General features: G+C 65.7%; 10 protein-coding genes. 6 read left to right on the top strand and 4 right to left on the bottom strand.

The features are described from left to right. Together B3873_RS15160 and B3873_RS15155 are read left to right on the top strand one after the other, a co-directional pair. A partial coding sequence (locus B3873_RS15160) for an efflux transporter outer membrane subunit (protein ID WP_286867073.1) occupies positions 1 to 903 on the top strand: 903 nt, incomplete at its 5' end. Further along, entirely contained in the window at positions 900 to 1,502 is a 603-nt protein-coding gene (locus B3873_RS15155) for a TetR/AcrR family transcriptional regulator (RefSeq protein ID WP_204725107.1), read from the top strand. The genes B3873_RS15160 and B3873_RS15155, both read left to right, overlap by 4 nt. A gap of 4 nt (positions 1,503 to 1,506) precedes the next feature. Here the strand turns inward: B3873_RS15155 and B3873_RS15150 are convergent, their stop codons facing one another. Continuing rightward, on the bottom strand, positions 1,507 to 2,427 hold the full coding sequence (locus B3873_RS15150) for a LysR family transcriptional regulator (protein ID WP_039788761.1): 921 nt from the start codon (positions 2,425 to 2,427) through the stop codon (positions 1,507 to 1,509). 139 nt (positions 2,428 to 2,566) lie between these two features. On the opposite strand from B3873_RS15150, the gene B3873_RS15145 reads away from it, so the two are divergent. Genes B3873_RS15145 through B3873_RS15130 form a run of 4 tightly spaced genes read left to right on the top strand, consistent with a single transcriptional unit; the run spans position 2,567 to position 6,886 of the window. Beyond that, on the top strand, positions 2,567 to 3,802 hold the full coding sequence (locus B3873_RS15145) for an MFS transporter (protein ID WP_286867070.1): 1,236 nt from the start codon (positions 2,567 to 2,569) through the stop codon (positions 3,800 to 3,802). A gap of 19 nt (positions 3,803 to 3,821) precedes the next feature. Next, the gene (locus tag B3873_RS15140) at positions 3,822 to 5,342 is read left to right on the top strand and encodes an amidase (protein WP_286867068.1); all 1,521 of its coding nucleotides are present in this window, start codon (positions 3,822 to 3,824) and stop codon (positions 5,340 to 5,342) included. A 33-nt stretch (positions 5,343 to 5,375) separates the two neighbouring features. Continuing rightward, a complete protein-coding gene (locus tag B3873_RS15135) occupies positions 5,376 to 5,726 on the top strand; it encodes a RidA family protein (RefSeq protein WP_134221747.1) in 351 nt (116 codons plus the stop codon). A 20-nt stretch (positions 5,727 to 5,746) separates the two neighbouring features. Further along, a complete protein-coding gene (locus tag B3873_RS15130) occupies positions 5,747 to 6,886 on the top strand; it encodes an NAD(P)/FAD-dependent oxidoreductase (RefSeq protein WP_286867066.1) in 1,140 nt (379 codons plus the stop codon). A 30-nt stretch (positions 6,887 to 6,916) separates the two neighbouring features. Here B3873_RS15130 and B3873_RS15125 read toward each other — a convergent pair whose 3' ends face one another. The 3 genes from B3873_RS15125 to fliD form a co-directional block, all read right to left on the bottom strand. Continuing rightward, positions 6,917 to 7,642 carry a hypothetical protein gene (locus tag B3873_RS15125; RefSeq protein ID WP_134221749.1) on the bottom strand — a complete coding sequence of 242 codons (726 nt, stop codon included), beginning with the start codon at positions 7,640 to 7,642 and terminating at the stop codon, positions 6,917 to 6,919. 10 nt (positions 7,643 to 7,652) lie between these two features. Beyond that, on the bottom strand, positions 7,653 to 8,915 hold the full coding sequence (flgE, locus tag B3873_RS15120; protein ID WP_034333790.1) for a flagellar hook protein FlgE: 1,263 nt from the start codon (positions 8,913 to 8,915) through the stop codon (positions 7,653 to 7,655). Positions 8,916 to 8,950: 35 nt separating this feature from the next. After that, a partial coding sequence (gene fliD / locus B3873_RS15115; protein WP_286867064.1) for a flagellar filament capping protein FliD occupies positions 8,951 to 10,463 on the bottom strand: 1,513 nt, incomplete at its 5' end.

The following is a 10,463-nucleotide window of genomic DNA, read 5'->3' as shown; positions in this document are numbered from 1 at the left end:
GACCGCCTGCGCCTGGCCAAGGACACGCTGGCCAGCCAGAGCAGCAGTTACGAGCTCACGCAGCGCAGCTTCGACCTGGGCTCGTCCTCGGCGCTGACCTTGCGCCAGGCGCAGACCAGCGTGGAGAGTGCGCGCGTGGACGTGGAGAGCTACACCGCCCAGGTCGACCAGGACCGCAATGCCCTGGTACTGCTGGTGGGCAAGGACCTGCCGGACCGGCTGCTGCCGCAGGGTTTGCCGGATACCGCACTGGCCGCCGCCAGTCCGCTGGCGACCATTCCGCCGGGGCTGCCCTCGGATCTGCTGCAGCGGCGCGCCGACATCGTCGAGGCCGAACGCACGCTGCGTGCCGCCAATGCCAACATCGGTGCGGCGCGCGCGGCCTTCTATCCCAGCATCAGCCTGACCGCCGATGCGGGCACGGCCAGTGCGCGGCTGGCCGGCCTGTTCAAGGGCGGTTCGGGCTCGTGGAGTTTCGTGCCGCAGATCTCCTTGCCGATCTTCGATGGCGGTGCCAACCAGGCCAACCTGGATATCGCCACCATCAGCCGCGACATCAGCGTGGCCCAGTATGAGAAGGCCATCCAGACCGCCTTCCAGGAAGTCTCGGATGCACTGGCCCAGCGCAATACCCTGGGCCGCCAGCTGAAGGCGCAGGAGGATCTGGTGGACGCCAGCGATGCCTCGTACCGGCTTTCGCAGGCGCGCTTCAACAATGGCGTGGACAGCTATCTCACCGTGCTCGATTCGCAACGCACCCTGTACTCGGCGCAGAAGACCCTGATCGGTACGCGCCTGTCGCGCTGGACCAATCTGGTGACCTTCTACAAGGCGCTCGGCGGCGGCTGGGTGGAACGCTCCGGCAGCCCTGTCGCCGGTGACCTGGCCACGGCCGCGCCATGAGCCCGCGCGCCGGCAAGACCCGCGCCATCCTGCTCGATGCCGCGCTGGCTGCGTTTGCCCGGCGCGGCGTGCGGGCCACCACGCTGGAACACGTGGCGGCCAGCGCGGCTTTTACGCGCGGGGCGGTGTACTGGCATTTTCCGGACAAGCTGTCCCTGGTCAATGCCGTGTTCGATGACCTGGTCTGGCCCTTCGACATTGGTCCGGAACTGGCGGTCTATCGCCAGAGCGAGCAGCCCCTGTTGTTGCTGCGCGAGGTGCTGTGGCTGAAGCTGCTGGATTTCCTGCGCAACGTACAGCAGCGGCGTCGCATGGAAGTGGTACTGCGTTATCGCGGCACGCCCGAGCTGCCGGAGGAATTGGGTGAACGTATCGAGTCGCTGAGCCTGCGCGCCCTGCAGCATCTGACCGCCGCCCTCAATATCGCCTATGAACGCGGCCAGCTGCGGCGCGGACTGACACCCATCGATGTGGCGCGCTGCCTGGTGGCGGCCTGCATGGGTGTCATTGCCGAGCACATGGAAGACCCGCAGGCGCGCCTGGAACATTCCTTCCATCTGGCACCGCTGTTGGTGCTGCAAGGCGCTGAAATGGCGTAAAAGTTCAGTGCCGCCCGCTGGCGCGCGCGATCAGGGCGTTGAGGAAAGCGCGCGCCGCATTGGGCAAGGTGCGTCCGGCCAGGGATTGGATTTCCAGCTGCAGGGTGTTCATGTCCTTGTCGCGGATGGGCAGGGCGGCCAGTTGTCCTTCGCGCACCAGCTTGCGGATGGGCAGCGCGGCCGAGAAGCCGATGCCGTCGCCGGACATCACGAAACACAGCAGGGCGCTGATGGAGTCCGCCGCCAGGGTCGGCTCCAGCAGCACGTTGCGGCGGCTGCAGCAGGCATCGATCAGGCGCCGCATGGTGATGTTCTTCTGCGGCATGGCCAGCGGATACGGAGCCAGTTCCGACAGGCTGACCTGCTTGCGATGGGCCAGCACATGGTCCGGCCGCATCACCGCCATGATGGGCGCGCGTTGCGCGAACTCGACCTTGATGTCCGGATCAGGTGCCATGGTGAAGGTCAGCCCCAGGTCCACTGCGCCTTCGCGGATCTGCTGCGCCACGTGGACGGCATTGCCCACCGAGAGCTGGAAACGGATGCCCTTGTGCTGGCGGCAGAATTGCTCAATGGCCGCTGGTACGAATTCCAGCGCGAAACCCTCAGTGGTCGCCAGCTTCACCTCCCCGCGCCGCAAGCCCTTCAAGGCCGCCAGTTCATTGCCGATGCGTTCGGCTTCCAGTTGCTGGCGCAGCGCGTGCGCGGCCAGCAGTTCTCCGGCGGCATTGGGCCGCATGCCGCGCGAGACGCGCTCGAACAGCGGCGTGTCGAGTTCGGCTTCGAGCCGCGCGATCTGGCGGCTGATGGCCGAGGAGGCGACGTTGAGCGTATTGGCCGCTTCGGTAATGGAGCCGCGCCGCACCACTTCGAGGAAGTAGCGCACGGCGGTCTCCTGCAGCACACGGGTATGAATGATGGACATGGACCAATTGTAGGAATGGTTTGCCGATTCGGCAATCACTGGTTCGAAAACTTGTACTTGTGGCAAACCATATGCAAGCTTAGGATGCTTTCACCGATTGGCGGCAGGGTGCCCGCCGTCGCGTCGCGAGGGAGGCTTCATGGATGCTGCACAGGCTGCAATGACGAAGGCGCAGGGCGAGGGACGCTACAAGTATCTGGTATTGGTGCTGCTGTATCTGGGCTGGTGCGTGTCCTACATCGACCGCGCCGCCATTACCTTTGCCGCCACCCAGATCGCCAGCGAATTCGCGCTCAAGCCGTCCGACCTTGGCATCCTGCTGTCGAGTTTCTTCCTCGGCTATTCCCTCCTGCAACTGCCCGGCGGCTGGCTGGCCGACCGCTACGGTTCGCGTCCCGTCATCGTCATCTCCATCCTGCTGTGGTCGGTCTTCACCGGCGTGACCGGCGTGGCCTGGTCGATTACCAGCCTGGTGGTGATCCGCTTCATCTTCGGTCTGGGCGAGGGCGCGTTTCCGGCCGCCAGCGTCAAGGGCGTGGCAGAAAACTTCAGCCGTGAGGAACGGCCCAAGATGTCCTCGGTGCTGATGTCCTCCAACTACATCGGCAGCATGCTGGCCCCGCTGCTGATCGCACCGCTGATCATGCATTTCGGCTGGCGCGCGGTGTTCCATACCATCGGCATTGCCGGGCTGGTGTTCGCCCTCGTGTATTGGTTCTGCGTGCGTCCGGTACGGCCCGGCAAGGATGGCCCCAAGGCCATCAACAAGGAAGCCTTCGCGGCCCTGCTCAGGATGCCGCTGATGTGGAAGATCGTGGCGGTGTGGTTTGGCCTGTCCATCATCAACAAGGGGCTCGACAGCTGGATGCCGACCTATCTGATGACCGTGCGCGGCCTCAATCTGAAGGCGGTCGGCCTGCTGCTGCCGCTGCCCTACATCATGGCCGGTCTGTCGACCGCCATCGGCGGCTGGGTCATGGTGCGCTTCTTCGATGGCCGCGAGAAGCTGCTGCTGATGGCCTCCTCGCTGCTGACCGCCGTCTTCGTCTACTGCATGTACACTGCCGTGACCGTCGAGGGCGTCATCGCCTGGCAATGCCTGGCTTACTTCTTCAAGTCCTTCGTGCTGGCCACCTGCATCGCGCTGCCGACCAAGTTGCTGCAGGCGCAGATGGTGGGCAGCGGCGTGGGCATGGTCAACCTGGGCGGGCAACTGGCGGGCTTCATTTCGCCGCTGGTGATCGGCTTCCTGGTCAGCGCCTTTGCCAACTACGATTACGCCTTCAGCTTCCTGATCGGCGCGGCCCTGTTCTCGGTGCTGGTGAGCCTGTTCATCCGCACCAGCAAGACCGGCGGCCAGATGCAGCCGGCCTGATCCACTCACAAGGAAATTCATGTCCGATTCCCTCGTCGAAAAATCTGCCGTCGAACTGCGCCAGCTGATCGGCAGCAAGCAAGTCTCTCCGGTCGAGTTGCTGGACGCCTGCATCGCCCGCATCGAAGACCTCAATCCCCACATCAATGCCGTGACCGCCACCTGCTTCGATCGGGCCCGCAAGGAAGCGCGTGCGGCCGAGCAGGCGGTCATGGACGGGGCTGAACTGGGGCTGCTGCACGGCCTGCCCATCGGCATCAAGGATCTCGAGGAAACCGAAGGCTTGCTGACCACCTACGGCTCGCCTATCTATCGCGGCAACGTACCTGCACACGACAACGCGCTGGTGGCGCGCCTGCGCGCGGCCGGTGCCATCGTGGCCGGCAAGACCAACGTGCCCGAGATGGGGGCCGGGGCCAACAGCCGCAATACGGTGTGGGGGGCCACCGGCAATCCCTTCAATCCGCTGCTCAATGCGGGCGGCTCCTCCGGGGGCTCGGCGGCGGCGCTGGCGGTGGACCTGCTGCCGCTGTGCTCGGGCTCGGATACCGGCGGCTCGCTGCGCATTCCGGCGGCCAAGTGCGGCGTCGTGGGATTCCGTCCCTCGCCGGGACTGGTACCGAGCGAGCGCAAGCTGCTGGGCTGGACGCCGATTTCGGTAGTCGGTCCGATGGGCCGCAATGTGGCCGATACCGTGCTGCAATTACGCGCCACCATTGGCCTGCATGCCAGCGATCCCTTGAGCTACGCGGTCGATGACGCGGCGTTCGCGGCCTTGCCGCCGGTGGATCTGTCGCGCCTGCGCATCGGCTATACGGAAGACTTCGGTGTCTGTGCGGTGGATGAGGGCATCCGTGAGGTGTTTCGCCAGAAGATGGCGGCCATCGGCCGGTTCGTGCAGGTCTGCGAACCGGTGGAGGTCGACATGGGCGAGGCCCATCGCGCCTTCGACGTGATCCGTGCCGAAGCCTTCGTGGCCGGGTTCGAGGCCGCCTATCGCCGCGATCCCGCCTCGCTCGGCCCCAATACCCGCGCCAACTACGAGATGGGTGCGGCCATGAGCCTGTCCGATTGCGCGTGGGCGCAGGGCGAGCAGACGCGTCTGTTCCGTCGCTTCCAGCATTTGTATGCGCGCTATGACCTGATCCTCTCGCCGACCACGCCGGTGTCGCCTTTCCCGTGGAGCGAGCTGTACCTGAAGGAGGTCAACGGCGCGCCGCTGGAAAATTATTATCGCTGGCTGGCCCTGACCTATGTGGTCACACTTGTTACCAATCCTTCGATCTCGCTGCCCTGCGGCCGCGATCATCGCGGCATGCCCTTCGGTTTGCAGGTCACCGGTGCCTTCCGCGACGATGCCCGTTTGCTGGCCTGGGCCGGCGCGCTGGAGGCGGCGTTCGCGGGCGATGAGACATTGCAGCGGCCACGGCCTGACCTGGCGAAGCTGAAGTCCGTCAACGCAGCGCTGACCTCCCTGGTTACCCATCCGCCCATCTTCGATGGTGCGGCGACGGCAGCGGCGGCGCAGGCTGCGGTATAAACCATTTATATTATTTCATTCTTGAACGATTCCATGAACACGATCCAACGCTTCAATACCAATGCCCGCATGAGCCAGCTGGTGCTGGCCAACAACTTTGCCTTCGTCGCCGGCCAGGTGGCGGACCATCCGGGTGCGCCCATCCCGCAGCAGGCCAGCGAAGTGCTGGCCAAGGTCGATGCCCAGTTGCAGGCCCAGGGGATCGCGCGCGAGCGCATCGTCAGCGCCAATGTCTGGCTCTCCAGCCCGGAGCATTTCGCTGCCTTCAATGCGGTGTGGGATGCCTGGGTCCCTGCAGGCCATGCGCCCACGCGCGCCTGCGTGCAGGCACTGCTGATGGCCCCGGGGCTGGACGTGGAAGTGGCCGTCATCGCCGCCCTCTGAAAAGATCACGGAGTTTGCCCATGAGCCAGCAAGGCCGCGTCGACTATCTCATCATCGGGGCCGGCATCGCCGGTGCCTCCATCGCTTACTGGCTGGCGCGTCACGGCAGCGTGCTGCTGCTGGAGCGCGAATCGCAGCCGGGCTATCACAGCACCGGCCGCTCGGCCGCGCTCTACATGGAGAGCTACGGTCCGCCGCAAGTGCGCGCACTGACCTGCGCCAGCCGCGCCTTCTTCGATCATCCGCCGGAAGGTTTTACGGAACATGCCCTGCTCACGCCACGGGGCGCATTGTTCTATGCCACCTCCGCCTTGCGTGACGAACTCGACGCCCATGAGGCCCTGGTGCGTTCGGTCTCCGACAAGGTACAGCGGCTGGATGCGGCGCAGACCCGTGCCATGGTGCCGGTGCTGCGTGAGCAAGACCTGATCGGCTCGGTCTACGAGGAAGATGCCAGCGACATCGACGTGCATGCCTTGCATCAGGGCTTCCTGCGCGGGGCGCGGGCAGCGGGCGCACGGGTGCTGTGCGATGCCGAGGTGCAGTCGCTGCAGCATGGCCATGAGCAGGGAGAGAGCACGTGGCATGTGCAGACGAGTCAGGGCGAGTTGCGCGCGGGCGTCATCGTCAACGCCGCCGGTGCCTGGGCCGACGAGATCGGTCAGCTGGCCGGAGCCGCCCCCATCGGCCTGGTGCCGAAGCGGCGTTCCGCCTTCACCTTCGCGGCACCGGCCGATAGCGCCCACTGGCCGATGTTCATGCCGGTCGATGAATCTTTCTACATCAAGCCGGATGCCGGCCTGCTGCTGGGTTCGCCGGCCAATGCCGATCCGGTCGGACCGCACGACGTGCAGGCCGAGGAACTGGATATCGCCATCGCCATCGACCATATCCAGAACGGCACGACGCTGGAGATCCGGCGTCCGGCGCACGTCTGGGCCGGCCTGCGTTCCTTCGTGAGTGATGGCAGTTTCGTCGGCGGCTACGACGCCAAGGTGCCGGATTTCTTCTGGGCTGCCGGGCAGGGCGGGTATGGCATCCAGTCGTCACCGGCGGCGGGCGAGGCCTATGCGGCCCTGATCCGGGGCGAACCGGTGCCGGCGCATATCGCGCGCTTCGGGGTCGATGCCGCGGCCTTGAGTCCGGCGCGGCTGGGCTGAGCCACTGCGGACACCGACCCCTTGCGCGGCTCAGGCCAGCTTGAGGCTGGCCGTGCTGCGCATCTGTGCTGCCTCTTCTTGTGCCTGCATCGCCTCCACCAGCTTGTGCAGCACCTGGCCGGTGAGGCGAGCGAGCAGGCCCTCGTGATCCTGCTCATACTTCTTCAACAGCCGCAGGCAATCCTGATCCACCCACATCCAGTCGCCGCTGCGGCTCTGCGGCGGCAATTGCGCGCGTGCCGCCAGCGGCAGCGGCGCTATCTCTTCCTGCCAGGCCCACAGGTAGTCGTGACGATGCGAGCGCGTGAAGGGCAGCCCGCAGACCTCGGCTACCAGCGGGTCGTGGCGCATGGTGAAATCGATGATCTCGCGCCGCAGGCTGCCGTCCGGCATCGGATGCAAGGCTTCGATCCAGCAATGGTAATCCTTCAGTTCAGACAGCTTGCGCGCACTGCGCCGTGCCTTGCGGCCCGGATGCATGGCAACGTAGAGACCGCTGCCGCAGTCGATGACCTCGCCGCCCGACAGCGCCGTATAAGGACGATTGAGCAGGAGGCGCAGCACCCGTGCACCGACCAGGGCGTAATCGGCGCAGCGCCCCAGCGTGCCCATGGTCAGCCGTGCTTCGGCGGCCGCTTCTTCCATGACTGCATTGAGGGCGGCATCGATCATGCCGCGCAGCGCCGGGGCGACCGGCAGCGTGAGGGCGGCACCATTGGCGGCAGGGGCAGCGGCGAAGGACATACCGGGACTCATGCGTGCGTCCTCATCGCAGGCTGATGAGCGTCTGCAATACCGTGTCCTGCACCTTGATGGATTGCGAATTGGCCTGATAGACGCGCTGCGCCACGATCATGTTGACCAGCTCGGCGGTCAGGTCGACGTTGGATTGTTCGACGGCACGGCCCTGCAGGCTGCCGAAGGTGGCCGTGGTGGGGGTGCCGACCAGCGGACTGCCGGCCGCCGCCGTGGCCTGGTAGAGATTGTTGCCCAGCGGCTGCAGTCCGTTCGGGTTGGCGAAGTTGACCAGCACGATCTGGCCCAGCACCTTGGTTTGCTGGTTGCTGTAGCTGCCCACCAGGCTGCCATCCTTGCCGATGCTGAAGCTGGAGAGCGTGCCCGGCGGCGAGCCATCCTGCGATTGCGCCAGGTTGGCAAAGGCCGAACCGGTCTGGGTGGAGCCGGCGTAGTTCAGCGCGATGGGCGTGGGGAAGCTGGCCCCGCCCTTGACCATGCTGCTCAGGTCGACCGTCATGCCGGTGCTGGCGGTGAGGGCACCGGTGGCATCGAAGCGCAGCGTGCCCAGCAGTTGCGGACCGGTGGCCGGCGGCGCGGCGTTGATCAGCTTGCCGTCCAGCGTGCCATACACCGACCAGGTGGTAGCGGGCGGGCTGCCGGTCGGCGGGCTCTTCACGTAGTAGGTCTGCAGCGAATACGGATTGCCCAGGCTGTCATACACGGTCGCGCCGGTGGAATTGTTGTAGCTGTTGGGATTGGCCGGATCGAAGGGACTGATGGTCGGCACGCTCTTGCGCGAGTCGAGGTTGATCTTGGTGGTGATGCGCGAGGTGGCGGTGGCCGGGAGGGTGGCCGTATCGATCTTCAGCGGCACCGGATCGCCGCCTGCGGCACCGGCCGGATAGCCGGTGAGATAGGCACCGTTCATGCTGGGGTTGATGAGGTAGCCATCCTTGTTCAGCTGGAACTGGCCATTGCGTCCGTAACGCGGGGACTGGTCATTCAGGTTGGCCGCCATGCGGAAAAAGCCGTCGCCGTTGATCGCCACATCCAGCGCATTGTTGGTGGTGGCGATGTTGCCCTGGGTGAAGGCCTGGCTGACATTGGCCAGTGTCACGCCGATGCCGACCGGCGAATTGCCGGAGCGGTTCATGGAGTTGGCATAGGCGTCGGCAAATTGCACCTGTCCCTGCTTGAAGCCGACGGTGCTGGCGTTGGCCACGTTGTTGCCGACGACTTCCAGATGTTTGCTCGCGCCCTGCAGGCCGCTGAGTCCCTGTTGAAAGCTCATGGTGGTGGTTCCGTTGAGTGAGTTGAAAAAGGGCGTCAGGTCTTGCGCAGGCGCGCCAGTTGCTGGGTCAGGTAGGACTGCGAGGCCTGCATCCGGGCCAGCGTCAGGTTGAGGCGATTGAACTGGTTGGTGTAGCTGTCGCGCAGGTTGGCCAGGCGTTCGCGCGCGGCGGCCTGCTGGTCGGAGACCGTCTTGAGGCTGCTCTGCAGGCCGCGCGTCTTGCCGGCCAGCAGCCCGGTCTCGCCCAGCACCTTGTCCAGCAGGGCCTGGCTGCGCGTGACCACGCCGCCCTTGTCGGTGAACAGGCGCGCCAAAGCATCGAAGCTGGTGTTGCCGGCCTTGCCCAGGCGGGCGTCGTCCAGGGCCAGCGTGCCGTCCTTCTTGAAACTCACGCCAATGGCCGCCAGCGAGCCATGCTCATTGCCGCTCACGGCCCCCAGCACCGCGTTGCGCAACTGCCCCATCAGGGCCTGCACCATCGTTTCGCTGGCCAGCGGTCCCTGTTCGCCGGCCTGGCCGCGCACCTTGGAGGGGACTTGCCGGGTCAGTGTGGCGACCGACTTGGTCAAGGCATTGAAGGCATTGACGAAGCTGTTGACCGCCTCCTTGGCACCGCTGTTGTCGTTGCTGACGGTGAGGGTGAAGCGATCGCCGCTGCGGGTGGTCTTGCTCAGGTTGAGCGTCACGCCGGAGATGGCATCGCGGATCTGGTTGCCGGGGGCGGTGATGGCCACGCCATCGATGCTGAGGCGGGCGTCCTGCGGGCGCTGCAGCTGGCCCATGGCGCTGGCCGTGAGCACCGCATAGTCGCCGCTGCCGCGCAGGCGAATGGCATCGCTGCCGCCGTTGCTCAGTACCAGCCGTTCCACGGCCTGGTCACCCTGGCCTTCGCGCCGCACCGTCGCGGTGACGCCGGCCTTGGCCTCATTGATGGCGCTTGCCACGTCGGCCAGGCCCGGTGCGGCACCCGCCGTGCTGGAGGCCGGTGACAGGCTGAAATTCCGGGTGCCCACCGTGAGGCTCACGGTCCCTGTACCGAAATGTTTTTCCAGCGCGACCGACGCCGTACTGACATTGCCGGAAGGATCGGAAGCGAACACCGCAAAGTCTCCCGTGCCCGAGACCCGGATGGCGTTTTGCGCGCCGCTCTCCTTGGCGGTGAGCACCAGGTGTTCCTGCTTGCCGTCGCTGACGATGGAGGCATTCACGCCAGCCTCTGCCGCATTGATGGCATCGCGCACGCCGGCGAGGGTGTGGTTGGCGGGTTTGATGAGCGCGGTCGATCCCTGCCCGGTCTTGATCGCCAGCACACCCACGTCGAAAGTGGTGCCGGGGTTGATGCCGGCCGAGCTGAGCTTGTGCGCCTGCGCCAGTTGCTCCACGCTCAGCGCATAGCTGCCGGCTGCCGCACGGGTGGCGTCGCGCGCGGCCTGGATCTGCGTCATGGCACCGGGTCGCTGCTGCTGCGGATCGAAGCTGATCGCGGAGAGACTGTTGTTGGATCGTATGCTCAGCGTGTTGGCGGTGCCGCCGGTATTGGATTCCAGG

The sequence above is a fragment of the Herbaspirillum sp. UBA812 genome (genome assembly GCF_002296545.1).
Lineage (GTDB): Bacteria > Pseudomonadota > Gammaproteobacteria > Burkholderiales > Burkholderiaceae_D > Herbaspirillum > Herbaspirillum huttiense.
The sequence above is the reverse complement of the archived record's forward strand: the minus strand, read 5'-3'. Positions and strand labels throughout refer to the sequence as shown.

Coding starts and splice junctions, on each gene's coding strand:
- B3873_RS15135 (WP_134221747.1), top strand. CDS start 5,376: ATGAACACGATCCAACGCTTCAATACCAATGCCCGCATGAGCCAGCTG.
- B3873_RS15130 (WP_286867066.1), top strand. CDS start 5,747: ATGAGCCAGCAAGGCCGCGTCGACTATCTCATCATCGGGGCCGGCATC.
- B3873_RS15150 (WP_039788761.1), bottom strand. CDS start 2,427: ATGTCCATCATTCATACCCGTGTGCTGCAGGAGACCGCCGTGCGCTAC.
- B3873_RS15125 (WP_134221749.1), bottom strand. CDS start 7,642: ATGAGTCCCGGTATGTCCTTCGCCGCTGCCCCTGCCGCCAATGGTGCC.
- B3873_RS15140 (WP_286867068.1), top strand. CDS start 3,822: ATGTCCGATTCCCTCGTCGAAAAATCTGCCGTCGAACTGCGCCAGCTG.
- B3873_RS15145 (WP_286867070.1), top strand. CDS start 2,567: ATGGATGCTGCACAGGCTGCAATGACGAAGGCGCAGGGCGAGGGACGC.
- B3873_RS15155 (WP_204725107.1), top strand. CDS start 900: ATGAGCCCGCGCGCCGGCAAGACCCGCGCCATCCTGCTCGATGCCGCG.
- flgE (WP_034333790.1), bottom strand. CDS start 8,915: ATGAGCTTTCAACAGGGACTCAGCGGCCTGCAGGGCGCGAGCAAACAT.